The sequence below is a fragment of the Pseudomonas sp. Sample_20 genome, from assembly GCF_004307585.1.
GTDB classification, from domain to species: domain Bacteria; phylum Pseudomonadota; class Gammaproteobacteria; order Pseudomonadales; family Pseudomonadaceae; genus Aquipseudomonas; species Aquipseudomonas atacamensis.
Window position 1 is genome coordinate 1 of sequence record NZ_RCOA01000130.1, and the last position, 14,821, is coordinate 14,821.

Consider the following 14,821-nt stretch of genomic DNA (forward strand, 5'->3'; position numbering starts at 1 on the left):
CTGATCAGGCTCATGCGCCACGCCTCGTTCATCACCCCGCGCACGGCGTTGACGTACAGCGAAGAGGTGTTCGGTGCATAACCGTCGGCACGCAAAGCGGCGACCAGCGCCACCACGTCTTCCGGTTGCAGGCCGTGCCACGGGATTTCTTCGATATCGACGTCTTCGAAACCGAGGCGGTCAGCGGCATCTTGCAGCACATAGCGCATGGTCAACTGGCTGGAAGGTGCCAGTCGTGCCAGGTAAACGGTCAGCGGATTGCTGGTGGACGGTGCAGGTTGGGTACTCGACAAATCACTCAAACGAAACGGCCTTGGAATAAAAAATGATTCAACAAAAACTATAAATGCATGAAATGAAACGCAAAAAAACGGCGTGACTCAATGACAGGGGTTGCCGCGAAAGGCCGACAACCTGCCGTTCGAGGCGGTAAAAGTCAATCGGGCATTCCCCGAACGGTCTGTTTGCTGCTTTATCAGCACGGTAGGCGAACTGAAACATCGCGCTCTTATGTTCAATGCAGGGACTGCGAACAGGAGTGCGGCATGAAGATCACGGTGTTTGGCAGTGGTTACGTCGGTCTGGTGCAAGCGGCGGTGCTGGCTGAGGTCGGTCACGATGTCGTGTGCATGGATATCGACGCGCAGAAGATTGAGCAATTGGGCCAGGGGCACGTCAGTATTTACGAGCCGGGGCTGGCCAGCCTGGTGCGCGAGGGCCTGGACTCGAAACGCCTGCAATTCACCACTGATGAGCGACTCGCAGTGTTGCATGGGCGGGTGGCGTTCATCGCGGTGGGCACGCCGTCACGGGAGGACGGTTCGGCGGACCTGCGCTACGTGTTGTCGGTCGGCGACGCGATTGCCCGACACCGTGAGCAGCAGTTGATCGTCGTGGAAAAATCCACGGTGCCGGTGGGCACGGGTGACGCTTTGCGCAGCCACATCGAAAAGGCCCTGATCAAGATTGGCCGCCTGCTGCAGTTCGATATTGTCTCCAACCCGGAATTTCTCAAGGAAGGTTCAGCGGTTGCTGATTGCCGGCGGCCGGATCGGATCGTCATCGGTTGCGAAGGCGCTGAAGTACGCGATGTGATGCGCGATCTGTACGCGCCATTCAACCGCAACCATGACCGCATCCTGTTCATGGACCTGCGCAGCGCCGAGCTGACCAAATACGCCGCCAACTGCATGCTGGCGACCAAGATCAGTTTCATCAACCAGATCGCCGAACTCGCCGAGCACCTCGGCGCGGACATCGAATCAGTGCGCCAGGGCATCGGTGCCGATACGCGGATTGGCTATCACTTTATCTATCCGGGTTGCGGCTACGGCGGTTCGTGTTTTCCCAAAGACATGCGCGCCTTGATTCACAGTGCCGAACAGGCGCATTGCTCCAGTGATCTGCTGCAAGCGGTTGAGGCGATCAACCAGCGGCAGAAGCACAAGCTCTTTGAGCGCATCAACGCGTTCTACCGGGGCGATTTGCGCGGCAAGACCTTTGCTCTGTGGGGCCTGGCGTTCAAGCCCAACACCGACGACATGCGCGACGCGCCGAGCCGGGTTCTGCTCGAAGATTTATGGGCTGCCGGGGCCAGCGTGCGCGCGTTTGATCCGGAAGCCATGGTGGAAACCCAGAATCTCTATCCAAACGAATCAAAACTGATGTTGATGGGCACGCCGGAATCGGTACTGGCCGGCGCCGATGCGTTGATCATCTGTACCGAATGGCAACAGTTCAAGGCCCCGGATTTCGAGCTGATCAAACAGCGCCTCAACAGCCCGGTCATCTTCGACGGCCGTAACCTGTACGACGCCGGGCGCCTGGCGCGCAATGGTTTCCAGTATTTCCCGATGGGGCGTGGCGAGTCGTGCAAGTTGCCGATCACCTTGCGGCAGTGGCCGGCGGCTTCGGATGTGGCTTGATTTGCGCCTGTGGGAGTCAGTGGTAATCGTGAGGTTCAGACCCTGTGGGAGCGAGCCTGCTCGCGAATACGGTATGTCAGCGACATTGGAGGTGACTGATCCGCCGCCTTCGCGAGCAGGCTCGCTCCCACAGGGAAATCATATGCTCCGAGGGAAGCTGGTGTATCAGCTTGACCGGTGGCGGCTGCCCAGAGAGGATGGTGTTCGCCCAGGCTTCCCGAATAAGGACATTCCCCCTCCGTGGCCATGTATTCGCCGTTCATTCGCCGGTTGATGATCAGCTCGCTGACCGTGGTCATCAGCCGCGCCCTGGTCAGTCCGTTGCTGACGCTGTTCCTCAGCAACAAGCTTGGCCTCAATCCGCAGGATGTCGGCTTGCTGCTCGGCATCGCCGTGTTCAGCGCCACGCTGCTGTCGCTGTACGGCGGCTACATCATCGACAAGCTGGACAAGCGCCAGTTGCTGATTGTGGCCATGCTCTCCAGCGGTATCGGCCTGATCCTGCTGACCTTCGCGCAGAACCTGTATCTGGTCACCCTGGTGCTGATCATCAGCGAAACCGCGTCGGCGCTGTTCCTGATCGGCTCCAAGGCAATCCTCAGTGAAAACCTGCCGGTGGGCCAGCGGGTCAAGGCGTTTTCTCTCAATTACACGCTGACCAATATCGGCTACGCCGTCGGCCCGATGATTGGCGTGGTGATTGCCGGGGTGCAGTCGTCCGCGCCGTTCATCGTTGCCGGCGCGATCGCCATTGGCAGTATTTTTCTGCTGCTCGGCGCGACCAGGGATGCCAGTCCGATAACATCCGGCAGTGCGCCGCAAAGTTTCCTCAACACGCTGATGATCCTGAAAAACGACCGCACCATGGTGCTGTTCACCCTCGGTTGCCTGCTCAGCACATTGGTGCACGGGCGCTTTACGCTGTACCTGTCGCAATACCTGCTGGTCACCCACACCCAGCAACAAACGCTCGACACCATGGCCGCCCTGCTCGCCTGCAACGCAATCACGGTGATCCTGCTGCAGTACCAGGTGGGTCGCTGGCTCAGTCGCGAACACCTGCGTCACTGGATTGCCGGCGGCACCGCGCTGTTCATCGTCGGGTTGATCGGTTTCAGTCTGGCGGACAGCCTGCTCGGCTGGTGCGTGGCGATGTTCATCTTCACCTTGGGCGAAATGATCATTTACCCGGCAGACTTCCTCTTCGTCGATACCCTCGCCCCGGAGGCACTGCGCGGCAGTTACTACGGCGCGCAGAACCTGTCAGCGCTTGGCGGGGCTGCCAGCCCGGTAATGTGCGGGTTTCTATTGATGCACACGCCGGCGCCGAGCATGTTCTACGCCCTGAGCGGCTTGGCGGCGCTGGGCGGATATCTGTGCTTCATCAGTGCGCGCCGCACCGCTTCAATGCAAAAATAGTGCACTAAAACTGCATTTATATGAATTTGTCAGCATCGAGTTTGATCGGCAAACTACGCGCGTTCCTCCCCCAATGTTGGAACGCTTCGAGGGCTTTCCGGATATGCCGGACAAGTCCTTTTTTTTGCCCCGGATTTTGTAAAGGATCAGTTCTACATGCTTGCTCGCTGGTTGCCCGCTGCCATCAACACCCGCCCCACTGAATGGAGCCGTGCCGCGATCGGCATGGCCTTGGGCACGCTGTTCAGCGTGTGGATGTGCGCGCAGGTGTTCGGCCATGACGTTGCCTTTCACTTGGTCGGCCCGCTCGGCGCTTCGGCGGTGCTGCTGTTCGCCGTGTCCTCCGGCGCCCTCGCCCAGCCATGGTCGATTCTCGGCGGCTACCTGTGCGCCGGCGTGGTCGCCTTGCTGGTCGCCCATGTGCTTGGCCGTACGCTGGGCAGCGCCTGCCTTGCCGCCGGCATGGCAGTGATTCTGATGTGCTGGCTGCGTTGCCTGCACCCACCGGCCGGCGCCTTGGCGTTGACACTGGTGCTGGCCGACCCTGCGACCATCGCCATGGACTGGAAAGCCATGGAGCCGGTGATGCTCGGCGCGCTGTGCATGCTCGTCAGCGCGCTGGCCTATAACAACCTGACCCGCATCCGCTATCCGAAGCGCGCTGCTGACCCGGCACCGCCAGTGGTCCCGGTCGACCGCCAGGCAATTACCGTCGAAGACCTGAAACTGGCGCTGGCCGACATGGAAGCCTTCATCGACGTCACCCCCGAAGACCTCGAACGGCTGATCCACGCCAGCGAATTGCACGCCAAGCGCCGCAGCATCAGCGAAACCTTTCGATAGCCACGCAATTTCGAGGCATGTAAAAACGCAGATTCCCCCTGCACATATCCCCGTTGTACACGACAAATTTGCACTGTTACGATCCGCTAACGCCCGCGCGCGGGCTTTTCGAATAAAGACAATAAAAAGCAGGGAGTTACAGATGACAGCTCAGGCTTCATCCCGGCGGACCCCGTCCATGGATGCCTTACCAAACGACGTGCTGGCCGAGGTGCGCAACCATATCGGCCACCTGACCCTCAACCGCCCTGCGGGCCTCAATGCAATCACCCTGGACATGGTGCGTCTGCTGCAACAGCAGCTCGATGCCTGGGCGTCTGACGCCGATGTGCACGCCGTGGTATTGCGCGGTGCCGGCGAAAAGGCATTCTGCGCCGGCGGCGATATTCGTTCGCTGTACGACAGCTACAAGAGCGGCGACACGCTGCACGAAGATTTCTTCGTCGAGGAATACGCCCTCGACCTGACGATTCATCACTACCGCAAACCGGTGCTGGCCCTGATGGACGGTTTCGTCCTCGGCGGTGGCATGGGCCTGGTACAAGGCGCCGATCTGCGCGTGGTCACCGAGAAGAGCCGACTGGCGATGCCGGAAGTGGCCATCGGTTATTTCCCCGACGTCGGCGGCAGTTATTTCCTGCCACGCATTCCCGGTGAACTGGGGATTTATCTGGGCGTCAGCGGCGTGCAGATTCGCGCGGCCGATGCGCTGTACTGCGGCCTCGCCGACTGGTATCTGGACAGCAGCAAACTGGCCCTGCTCGACGAAAAACTCGATCAGATGGAGTGGCAGGACACGCCGCTGAAGTCGCTGCAGAACCTGCTGGCCAAGCACGCCGTGCAAACCCTGCCCGATGCGCCCCTCCAAGCGTTGCGCCCGGCCATCGACCACTTCTTCGCCCTGCCCGACGTGCCGAGCATGATCGAGCAATTGCGCGCCGTCACTGTCGCCGACAGCCACGAATGGGCGGTCACCACGGCGGATCTGCTGGAAACTCGCTCGCCGCTGGCCATGGCCGTGACCCTGGAAATGCTCCGTCGCGGCAGACATTTGAGTCTGGAGAATTGCTTTGCTCTGGAGCTGCATCTGGACCGCCAGTGGTTTGCCCGTGGCGACCTGATCGAAGGCGTGCGCGCCCTGCTGATCGACAAGGACAAGTCACCGCGCTGGAACCCGCCAACCGTCGCTGAGCTGGACGCTGCGCAGGTGGCGAGCTTCTTCCATGGTTTTGATGAGAGCGGGAGCTGAGTCATGCACGATCTCGAACTGACTGAAGAACAAGTGATGATCCGCGACATGGCCCGGGATTTTGCCCGTGGCGAAATCGCGCCCCACGCCCAGGCCTGGGAAAAGGCTGGCTGGATCGACGACGCGCTGGTGGCGAAGATGGGCGAGCTGGGCCTGCTCGGCATGGTTGTGCCGGAAGAATGGGGTGGCACCTACGTCGATTACGTTGCCTATGCCCTGGCGGTTGAGGAAATCTCTGCCGGCGATGGCGCGACCGGCGCGTTCATGAGCATTCACAACTCGGTGGGTTGTGGCCCGGTGCTCAACTACGGCAGCGACGAACAGAAACAGACCTGGCTGGCCGATCTGGCCAGTGGGCAGACCATCGGTTGCTTCTGTCTGACCGAACCCCAGGCCGGCTCCGAAGCACACAACCTGCGCACCCGCGCCGAACTGCGCGACGGCCAATGGGTGATCAACGGCGCCAAGCAATTCGTCAGCAATGGAAAGCGGGCAAAACTGGCGATCGTCTTCGCGGTGACCGACCCGGATCTTGGCAAGAAAGGCCTTTCGGCGTTTCTGGTGCCCACCGACACACCGGGTTTCATCGTCGATCGTACCGAACACAAAATGGGCATCCGCGCCTCCGACACCTGCGCGGTGACGCTGAACAACTGCAGCATCCCCGAGGCGAATCTGCTCGGCGAACGCGGCAAGGGCCTGGCGATTGCCCTGTCCAACCTTGAAGGCGGACGCATCGGCATCGCCGCGCAGGCATTGGGTATCGCCCGGGCAGCGTTTGAAGCGGCGTTGGCCTACTCGAAAGACCGGGTGCAATTCGACAAGCCGATCATCGAGCACCAGAGCATCGCCAATCTGCTGGCTGACATGCACATGCAGATCAACGCCGCGCGGTTGCTGATCCTCCATGCGGCGCGGCTGAGGACGGCGGGCAAACCATGCTTGTCCGAGGCTTCGCAGGCCAAGCTGTTTGCTTCGGAAATGGCCGAGAAGGTCTGTTCGTCGGCGATCCAGATCCATGGCGGCTATGGCTATCTGGAGGATTACCCGGTCGAAAAGTACTACCGCGATGCGCGGATTACCCAGATTTATGAAGGATCGAGCGAGATACAGCGGATGGTGATTGCGCGGGATTTGAAGAACTATCAGCTGTAAAAGCTTCGCGAGCAGGCTCGCTCCCACATTGGACGGTGCAGATCCTGTGGGAGCGAGCCTGCTCGCGAAAGCGTCAGCTTAGGCACCTCATCTATTTGCCTTGGAATGCAGCCTCACGCTTGGCAATAAACGCCGCCATCCCTTCCTTCTGATCCTGCGTCGCAAACGCGGCATGAAACACCCGCCGCTCGAAACGCACGCCTTCGCTCAGGTTGACCTCGAACGCGCGGTTGACGCTCTCCTTGATCATCATCGCAATCGGCAGTGACTTGCCAGCGATCACCGCTGCAACTTTCAGCGCCTCATCAAGCAGCTCATCGCTCGGCACGATCCGCGCGACGATGCCGCAGCGCTCGGCTTCCACCGCGTCGATCATGCGCCCGCTCAGGCACATTTCCATGGCTTTGGCTTTGCCCACGGCGCGGGTCAGGCGCTGGGTGCCGCCCATGCCCGGCAGCACGCCGAGGTTGATTTCCGGCTGGCCGAATCTGGCGTTGTCGCCAGCCAGGATGAAGTCGCACATCAGCGCCAGTTCACAGCCGCCGCCGAGGGCAAAGCCGTTGACCGCTGCGATGATTGGCTTGCGTCGGTTGGCCACTCGATCGCTGTCGCTGAACAGGTCGTCCATGTAGATTTGCGGATAGGTCAGCTCAGCCATTTCCTTGATGTCGGCGCCGGCAGCGAAAGCTTTTTTCGAACCGGTGAGGACGATGCAGCCAATGTGCGCATCGGCTTCCAGCGTATCGAGGGCGTGGTTCACTTCGCTGACCAGTTGCGCGTTCAACGCGTTCAGCGCCTGCGGCCGGTTGAGGGTGATCAGGCCAACGCGGTCGCGGGTTTCCAGCAGAATCGTTTCGTAAGTCATGAATAAAATTCCTTGTCAGAGATTGCGCGAAATGACCATGCGCTGAATGTCGCTGGTGCCTTCGTAGATCTGGCAGACGCGCACGTCGCGGTAGATGCGTTCCAGCGGGAAGTCGTTGAGGTAACCGTAACCGCCGAGGGTTTGCAAGGCCATGGAACAGACCTTCTCGGCCATTTCCGAGGCGAACAGCTTGGCCATCGACGCCTCGACCAGCGCCGGTTGGCCGCTGTCACGCAAGGCTGCGGCGTAATGCACCATCTGCCGGGCGACGGCAATTTGCGTGGCCATGTCCGCCAGGCGGAACGCCACGGCCTGATGCTCGATGATCGGCTTGCCGAAGGTGTCACGCTCGCGGGCGTAATCACGCGCGGCCTCGAACGCGGCGCGGGCCATACCGACGGCTTGTGAGGCGATACCGACGCGGCCGCCTTCGAGGTTGGCCAAGGCAATCTTGTAGCCCTCGCCCTCCTCGCCCAGCCGATTGGCCACCGGCACTTTCACATCTTCGAAGAGGATCTGGCAGGTGTCGGAGGCGTGCTGGCCGAGTTTGTCTTCGACCCGCGCGACTTTGTAGCCCGGCGAGTCGGTCGGCACGATAAACGCGCTGATCCCGCGCTTGCCGGCGCTCGGGTCGGTCACGGCAAACACGATCACGATGCCGGCGTTCTGCCCGGAGGTGATGAACTGTTTGCAACCGTTGAGCACGTAGTGATCGCCTTCCAGCCGCGCGCGGGTTTTCAGGCTGCTGGCATCGGAACCGGCCTGCGGTTCGGTCAGCGCGAACGCACCGAGCATGGCGCCGCTGGCCAATGGTTTGAGGAAGCGTTCACGCTGGTCATCATTGCCGAACTTGAGAATCGGCACACAGCCGACCGAGTTGTGCACGCTCATGATCGTCGAGCACGCACCGTCGCCCGCGGCGATTTCTTCCAGGGCCATGGCGTAGGCCAGGTAGCCAGTTTCACAGCCGCCCCACTGCTCCGGCACGAGCATGCCGAAAAAGCCCAGCTCAGCCATCTCGGCGATGGCTTCCTTGGGGAATCGGTGTTCGCGATCCCACTCGGCGGCGAACGGCTTGAGCCGTTCCTCGGCAAACTGCCGGGCCATTTCGCGGATCTGGGTTTGGTCTTCGTTGGGGATCATCGTGATTCCTTCAAATCTGAGTACGACATAGAACCCTGTGGGAGCGAGCCTGCTCGCGAAAGCGGTGTATCAGTCACGCATGTGCCGGCTGAAACGACGTCTTCGCGAGCAGGCTCGCTCCCACAGTTGATCGGCGATGCCTTCAGTAAACGCATTCCACAGCCATGGCCGTGGCTTCGCCGCCGCCAATGCAGATCGCTGCAATGCCGCGCTTGAGTTGTTTCTGCCGCAGCGCCGCGAGCAACGTCACCAGAATCCTCGCTCCCGACGCACCGATCGGATGGCCCAGCGCGCAGGCGCCGCCGTGCACGTTGAGCTTGTCGTGGGGAATCTCCAGGTGCGTCATCGCCGCCATGCCGACCACGGCAAACGCCTCGTTGACTTCAAACAGATCCACCTGATCCAGCGCCCAACCGGTCTTCTTCACCAATTTCTTGATCGCGCCAATCGGCGCGGTGGGAAACAGGCCTGGGGTATCCGCGAACGCAGCGTGGCCATGAATCACCGCCAGTGGCTTGAGGCCCAGTTGCTGCGCGTGGGACTGACGCATCAGCACCAGCGCCGCCGCGCCGTCGGAAATCGAGCTGGAGTTGGCTGCGGTGACCGTGCCGCCGTCGCGGAACGCCGGTTTCAGCGAGGCAACCTTGTCGAGTTTGGCTTTTGGCGGCTGTTCATCGTTGCTGATCACTACCTGCTCTTTGCCGACGGTCACCGTCAGCGGGACGATTTCGTCCTTGAAGCTGCCATTCTTGATCGCCTGTTGCGCGCGGGTGGTCGAAGCAATGGCGAAAGCATCCTGCGCTTCGCGGCTGAAGCCGTTGGCCTCGGCGCAATCCTCGGCGAAGGTGCCCATCAGGCGGCCCTTGTCGTAGGCGTCTTCGAGGCCGTCGAGGAACATCGAATCGAGCACGCGGCCATGGCCCATGCGATAGCCGGCGCGGGCGCGATCGAGCAGGTACGGCGAGTTGGACATGCTTTCCATGCCGCCGGCGATCACCACGTCGGCGCTGCCGGCAAGCAGCATGTCGTGAGCCATGATGGTGGTCTGCATGCCCGAGCCGCACATCTTGTTGACCGTGGTGCAGCGCGTCGATTTATCCAGCCCGGCGCCGAGTGCGGCCTGACGTGCCGGCGCCTGGCCGAGGCCGGCGGGCAGTACGCAACCAAACAGCACTTCATCAACCGCGTCGCTGGCGACACCGGCGCGTTCGACCGCAGCCTTGATCGCCGCCGCGCCGAGTTGCGGTGCGGTAAGGCTTTTCAGTTCACCTTGAAAACCACCCATCGGCGTGCGGACAGCGCTGACGATAACAATCGGATCATTGGACATAGTCATGACTAATCCTCCTTACTTGGCGGCCATGCGCAAGGCGCCGTCGAGACGGATCACCTCGCCGTTGAGCATGCTGTTTTCGATGATGTGGCGCACCAGCGCGGCGTATTCGGCAGGCTTGCCCAGACGCGGCGGGAACGGCACACCAGCGGCCAGCGAGTCGCGCACTTCCGGGGTCATGCTGGCCATCATCGGCGTTTCAAAAATGCCCGGGGCGATGGTCATCACGCGGATGCCGAAGCGCGCCAGCTCGCGGGCGGCTGGCAGGGTCAGGCTGGCGATCGCGCCTTTGGATGCCGAGTAAGCAGCCTGGCCAATCTGACCATCAAACGCTGCGACCGAGGCGGTGTTGATGATCACGCCACGCTCGCCGTCAGCGTTGGCTTCGCTCTCGGCGATCGCCGCCGCAGCCAGGCGCAGCATGTTGAAACTGCCGATCAGGTTGACGTTGATCACTTGCGCAAAGCTGCTGAGCGCGTGCGGGCCGTTCTTTCCGAGAATTTTCTCGCCGCGAACGATGCCGGCGCAGTTGATCAGGCCGTTGAGGCTGCCAAATGCGGCAACGGTCGCCTGCACAGCGGCTTCGGCGGCGGCTTCATTGCTGATGTCGGCAACCACGCTTTGCGCACCCAGGCGCTGAGCCTGAGCGGCGACGGCTTCGGCGTTCATGTCGACCAGCATGACTTTGGCGCCGGCACTGACCAGCAATTCAGCGCTGGCGGCACCGAGGCCTGAAGCGCCGCCGGTGACGATAAAAACCTTGTTCTCGATCTGCATGACGGTGTTTCCTTGGATTCAAGCTGAAACGTTGTGCGCCGCGGCCTCTTGAGCCTTGGCGATTTCCTGGTTGCGCAAGATAAAGCGCTGCAATTTGCCACTCGGGGTTTTGGGCAATTCGCTGACAAATTCGATTTCACGCGGGTACGAATGCGCGGCCAGACGCTTGCGTACGTGTTGGCGCAGCTCTTCGGCCAACTCCGGCGCGGCGCGGTACTGCGCGCTCAGCACGACAAAGGCTTTGACCAGTTCGGTGCGTTCCGGGTCGGGTTTGCCGACGACCGCCGCCTCGACCACGGCAGGGTGTTCGATCAGCGCGCTTTCCACGTCGAACGGGCCGACGCGGTAGCCCGAAGTGGTGATCACATCATCACTGCGACCGACGAAGCTGATGCTGCCGTCCGGGTTCCACTCCACGGTGTCGCCGCTTAGATAGTAGTTGCCGACGAAGGCCTTGGTCGGCGCGCCTTCGTAGCCGCCGAACCAGCACATCGGCGACTGCGGGCGGTCGATGGCAAGAATGCCCGGCTGACCGACGCCGAGTTCGTTGTATTGCTCATCGAGCACGACGATGCGATGGCCCGGCGAAGCGAAACCCGCCGCGCCGACATGCACCGGGTGCTCGAGGCCGTGGTGGTTGCACAGCACCATGCCCAGTTCGGTCTGGCCGTAATGGTCGTGAATGACCACGCCGAGGTTATCGGCGAACCAGCGGATCACTTCCGGGTTCAGCGGTTCACCGGCGCTGCTGACGATGCGCAGTTTGCCCTTGATCGATCTGGCAAACTCCTCGCCACCGGCAATCAGCAAACGATAGGCAGTGGGCGAGCCGGTGAGATTGGTAATGCCGTATTTGTTGATCACCCGACAGGTGCTTTCGAGGGTGAACGGGCCATCGTAGAAGGTAATCGGGTGCCCCAGCGCCAAGGGCCCGGTCACGCCGAAATAAATGCCGTAGGCCCATCCCGGATCGGCGACATTCCAGAACGCGTCTTCAGGGCGCAGGTCCACTGCATCACGGGTGTAGCTCTGGAAGGCGACGATGGCTTTGAGCGGCACTGACAGCGCTTTCGCCGGCCCCGTGGTGCCCGAGGTGAACATCAGCAGGAACGGGTCTTCGCCGGTCAGTAACACCGGTTCGCAAACATTGGAATGGTTGGCCAGCTCAGCCCAGAAACTGAAATCACCGCGAACAATGCCCTGACCTTTGGCGCCGGCCACGGTGACGACGGTCGGGCAGGCGCTGACTTCACTGAGCTTGGGACGATTGACCGCATCGGTGACCACGACTTTCGCCCCGGAACTGTTCAAGCGATGTTCGAGGGCTTTGGGGCCGAACGCGGTGAATAGCGGCTGATACACCGCGCCGATGCGCCAGGTGGCGAGCACGGTGATGAGTAATTCGACGTTGCGCGGCAGCAGGCCGGCGACCTTGTCGCCCTTCTGCACGCCCTGGGCGAGGAGGAAATTGGCGAAACGCGCGGCTTTGTCTTGCAGATCAGTGAAGGTGTAAGTCGCACTTGAGCCGTCGCGACCTTCCCAGAACAACGCAATGCGCCCGGGCAACGCATGGCGGTCGCAACATTCGATGCAGGCGTTGAGTGCCGCCAGCGTGCCGCTGAGCGACGCATCGACGGTGTGCTGATAATCGAACTGTTCGGTGGCAGACAAGTAATCGCGCATTGCCAGAATCCCTCGGTGTTTTTATTAGGCTGGGAACCGTAAACAACACAGGGATAGTCGCGCCGCGCGGGGCTCGGGGCAATGGTCAAAGTTATCAAAGTGGCTGACTGGTTTGGCCAAGAGGTTGGGGCCGCATCCCCTGTAGGAGCTGACGAGTGCAACGAGGCTGCGATCTTTTGATCTTGATTTTTACCATCAAGTACAAGATCAAAAGATCGCAGCCTTCGGCAGCTCCTACAGGAGACCGCATTGCAAAAATGTGGGAGCGAGCCTGCTCGCGAAGGCGTCGGGTCAGACCACCTCATTGAGGATCAGTGTGCGGTAATGCCCCGGGTTCGACCCCGACCACTTGCGAAACGCCTTGTAGAACGAACTGGCATCAGCAAAACCCAGGCGTGCAGCAATCTCGACGAAACTGATCGAAGGCTCTGCCAGCCAGGTGATTGCCAGCTCCTTGCGCACACTGTCCTTGAGGCCCTGATAGGTCTGCCCTTCCTCGGCCAGACGCCGGCGCAGGGTCGAGGCGGACATGCACAGTTGCTGGGCCAGCGCCTCGGTTTCCGGCCATTGCTCGGCGGGCAGCTGTCGCAGATCCTGCTTGATCCGGCTGGCGAGGCTGTCGGGGTCGCGGTACTTGACCAGAATGTTCGCCGGCGCCTGGGCCAGGAAGCGCTTGAGTTCTTCGGCACTGCGTTTGATCGGCAGATCGAGGCAATCAGCGGAAAAGATCATTCGTGTTCGCGGGCGCTCAAACCGCAGGTTTTCCGAAAACATCACCCGATAGTCATCAGTGAAATCCGGTTCGGCGCAGCGCAGTTCAATGGCGAGAATCGGAATCCGCCGCCCGGCCAGCCAGCATGCGACGCCGTGCACGATCATCCAGTAAGTGAAATAGGTAAAGGCGCGGCGCGGCTCGGCGTCGTCTTCGAGCAGGACGATTTCCGCAAGGCTCTGCTGATGCACCAGTTGCGCCGGCAGTTTTTCCAGCATCAGCGACAGGAACGTCAGACCGGTATCCAGCGCCGCCGCCAGCGTCGGTTGCGCCATGGCGCTGCGACACAGAAATGCCAGGCTGCCGGACTTGAGCGGGCGCGGGTCCATGCCGAAGAACTCGTCATCACCGCGTCGTGCCAGCAGGCGCCAGAGTTTGGCGTATTGCGAGGCCGGCACCCTGCCCTCATCGGCCGCTAACAAAGCCGGATCGATGCCGACCTTGCTCAACGCCTCATCCGTCGCCGCGCCCGGGGCACAACTTTGCAGCAGCGCTTCGCGCACCAGTTGAATGGCAATGGTGTCTTTTTCCGCCATGGAGCGAGATGAGCCTTGTTGTTTTTTGGGTGGTGGGCATCTTAACCCAGCTGCTGAAGTCACCGCAGGACCAATGTGGGAGCGAGCTTGCTCGCGAAGGCGGTGTGTCAGATAAACAAATGTCACAGGCATACCGCATTCGCGAGCAGACTCGCTCCCACAGGAATCACAGTTGTTCAGCTAAGGTTCAGCTAAATGTCAATGAATGCCATTTGGGAATGAGTGTCATTATGTTACAACTTAGCCTCCTATCTAAATCGCTGTGGCTCGCCAATGCTCGTTCCCTTTTTGATCATGTTGCGCGAAGGCATCGAGGCCGCGCTCATCGTCGGCATCATTGCCAGTTATTTGCAGCAGACCGGCCGTGGCCAATGGATGCCAGCGGTATGGATCGGCGTCTTCCTCGCCGCCGCCCTTGCCCTGCTGGTCGGTGGTGGTCTGGAGCTGGTCAGCGCTGAATTCCCGCAAAAGCAGCAGGAATTATTCGAAGGCGTGGTCGGTCTGGTCGCCGTGGGCATTCTCAGTTCGATGGTGTTCTGGATGCGCAAGGTCGCGCGGTCGATCAAGCACTCGCTGCAAGCCTCGCTGGATCAAGCGCTGACGCAATCCAGGCATCAAGTGATTGCACTGATCGCCATGGTCTTCTTCGCCGTCGCTCGCGAAGGCCTGGAGACGGTGTTCTTCCTGCTCGCCGTGTTCCAGCAAAGCGAAGGCCCGGGCGCGCCGGTTGGCGCCCTGCTCGGCCTGATCCTGGCGGTGATCGTCGGTTTCCTGATCTACAGCGGCAGCATGCGCCTCAATCTCTCGGCGTTCTTCAAGTGGACCGGATTGTTCATCCTCGTGGTCGCCGCCGGGATTCTCGCCAACTCGGTGCAGGCGCTGCATGAAGCCGGGCTGTGGAATCACCTGCAAACGGTGCTGTTCGACTTTAGCGCGACGCTGCCGATGGACGGCCCGCTGGGCTCGGTGCTGGCCGGCATGTTCGGTTATCAGGATGCGCCGACCGTCAGCACCTTGGGCGCGTACCTGATTTATCTGCTGCTGGCACTGGTGATGTTCTTCATGCCCGCGCCTCGCCAGGCGACGCCAACCACTTCCGTTTCCAGCCAATAAGGCCCTTC

12 protein-coding genes and 1 pseudogene are annotated in these 14,821 nt (G+C 61.1%); 6 read left to right on the top strand and 7 right to left on the bottom strand.

The genetic code is table 11. The features are described 5' to 3' along the window. Positions 1-302: pseudogene (locus D8U70_RS26280) on the bottom strand (integrase); the annotation flags it as partial. A 243-nt stretch (positions 303-545) separates the two neighbouring features. On the opposite strand from D8U70_RS26280, the gene D8U70_RS26285 reads away from it, so the two are divergent. The 5 genes from D8U70_RS26285 (at position 546) to D8U70_RS26305 (ending at position 6,591) form a co-directional block, all read left to right on the top strand. Continuing rightward, positions 546-1,925 carry a UDP-glucose 6-dehydrogenase gene (locus D8U70_RS26285; RefSeq protein ID WP_130930098.1) on the top strand — a complete coding sequence of 460 codons (1,380 nt, stop codon included), beginning with the start codon at positions 546-548 and terminating at the stop codon, positions 1,923-1,925. Between the two features lie 240 nt (positions 1,926-2,165). Further along, the gene (locus D8U70_RS26290; protein ID WP_130930099.1) at positions 2,166-3,344 is read left to right on the top strand and encodes an MFS transporter; all 1,179 of its coding nucleotides are present in this window, start codon (positions 2,166-2,168) and stop codon (positions 3,342-3,344) included. Between the two features lie 156 nt (positions 3,345-3,500). Beyond that, positions 3,501-4,187, top strand: coding sequence for an HPP family protein (locus D8U70_RS26295; RefSeq protein WP_130930100.1), 687 nt, complete (start codon positions 3,501-3,503; stop codon positions 4,185-4,187). Between the two features lie 142 nt (positions 4,188-4,329). Beyond that, positions 4,330-5,436 carry an enoyl-CoA hydratase/isomerase family protein gene (locus D8U70_RS26300; RefSeq protein WP_130930101.1) on the top strand — a complete coding sequence of 369 codons (1,107 nt, stop codon included), beginning with the start codon at positions 4,330-4,332 and terminating at the stop codon, positions 5,434-5,436. A gap of 3 nt (positions 5,437-5,439) precedes the next feature. Then, positions 5,440-6,591: an acyl-CoA dehydrogenase family protein gene (locus D8U70_RS26305; protein WP_041480377.1), complete on the top strand. Its 1,152-nt coding sequence runs from the start codon at positions 5,440-5,442 to the stop codon at positions 6,589-6,591. A 91-nt stretch (positions 6,592-6,682) separates the two neighbouring features. On the opposite strand, the gene D8U70_RS26310 is transcribed toward D8U70_RS26305, so the two are convergent. The 6 genes from D8U70_RS26310 to D8U70_RS26335 form a co-directional block, all read right to left on the bottom strand. Further along, positions 6,683-7,456: an enoyl-CoA hydratase gene (locus tag D8U70_RS26310; protein WP_016774718.1), complete on the bottom strand. Its 774-nt coding sequence runs from the start codon at positions 7,454-7,456 to the stop codon at positions 6,683-6,685. Positions 7,457-7,471: 15 nt separating this feature from the next. Further along, positions 7,472-8,599 carry an acyl-CoA dehydrogenase gene (locus tag D8U70_RS26315; protein ID WP_130930102.1) on the bottom strand — a complete coding sequence of 376 codons (1,128 nt, stop codon included), beginning with the start codon at positions 8,597-8,599 and terminating at the stop codon, positions 7,472-7,474. Between the two features lie 142 nt (positions 8,600-8,741). After that, positions 8,742-9,935, bottom strand: a complete 1,194-nt coding sequence (locus D8U70_RS26320; protein WP_130930103.1) for an acetyl-CoA C-acyltransferase — start codon at positions 9,933-9,935, stop codon at positions 8,742-8,744. 12 nt (positions 9,936-9,947) lie between these two features. Then, entirely contained in the window at positions 9,948-10,709 is a 762-nt protein-coding gene (locus D8U70_RS26325; RefSeq protein ID WP_130930104.1) for an SDR family NAD(P)-dependent oxidoreductase, read from the bottom strand. Positions 10,710-10,727: 18 nt separating this feature from the next. Next, the gene (locus D8U70_RS26330; RefSeq protein WP_130930105.1) at positions 10,728-12,392 is read right to left on the bottom strand and encodes an AMP-binding protein; all 1,665 of its coding nucleotides are present in this window, start codon (positions 12,390-12,392) and stop codon (positions 10,728-10,730) included. A gap of 291 nt (positions 12,393-12,683) precedes the next feature. Further along, positions 12,684-13,700: an AraC family transcriptional regulator gene (locus D8U70_RS26335; RefSeq protein ID WP_130930106.1), complete on the bottom strand. Its 1,017-nt coding sequence runs from the start codon at positions 13,698-13,700 to the stop codon at positions 12,684-12,686. Between the two features lie 273 nt (positions 13,701-13,973). On the opposite strand from D8U70_RS26335, the gene efeU reads away from it, so the two are divergent. Further along, complete coding sequence (gene efeU / locus D8U70_RS26340; RefSeq protein ID WP_130930107.1) at positions 13,974-14,813, top strand: iron uptake transporter permease EfeU; 840 nt, start codon at positions 13,974-13,976, stop codon at positions 14,811-14,813. The last annotated feature ends 8 nt before the right edge of the window (positions 14,814-14,821 follow it).

Coding starts and splice junctions, on each gene's coding strand:
- D8U70_RS26285 (WP_130930098.1), top strand. CDS start 546: ATGAAGATCACGGTGTTTGGCAGTGGTTACGTCGGTCTGGTGCAAGCG.
- D8U70_RS26295 (WP_130930100.1), top strand. CDS start 3,501: ATGCTTGCTCGCTGGTTGCCCGCTGCCATCAACACCCGCCCCACTGAA.
- D8U70_RS26300 (WP_130930101.1), top strand. CDS start 4,330: ATGACAGCTCAGGCTTCATCCCGGCGGACCCCGTCCATGGATGCCTTA.
- D8U70_RS26305 (WP_041480377.1), top strand. CDS start 5,440: ATGCACGATCTCGAACTGACTGAAGAACAAGTGATGATCCGCGACATG.
- D8U70_RS26310 (WP_016774718.1), bottom strand. CDS start 7,456: ATGACTTACGAAACGATTCTGCTGGAAACCCGCGACCGCGTTGGCCTG.
- D8U70_RS26315 (WP_130930102.1), bottom strand. CDS start 8,599: ATGATCCCCAACGAAGACCAAACCCAGATCCGCGAAATGGCCCGGCAG.
- D8U70_RS26320 (WP_130930103.1), bottom strand. CDS start 9,935: ATGACTATGTCCAATGATCCGATTGTTATCGTCAGCGCTGTCCGCACG.
- D8U70_RS26325 (WP_130930104.1), bottom strand. CDS start 10,709: ATGCAGATCGAGAACAAGGTTTTTATCGTCACCGGCGGCGCTTCAGGC.
- D8U70_RS26330 (WP_130930105.1), bottom strand. CDS start 12,392: ATGCGCGATTACTTGTCTGCCACCGAACAGTTCGATTATCAGCACACC.
- D8U70_RS26335 (WP_130930106.1), bottom strand. CDS start 13,700: ATGGCGGAAAAAGACACCATTGCCATTCAACTGGTGCGCGAAGCGCTG.
- efeU (WP_130930107.1), top strand. CDS start 13,974: ATGCTCGTTCCCTTTTTGATCATGTTGCGCGAAGGCATCGAGGCCGCG.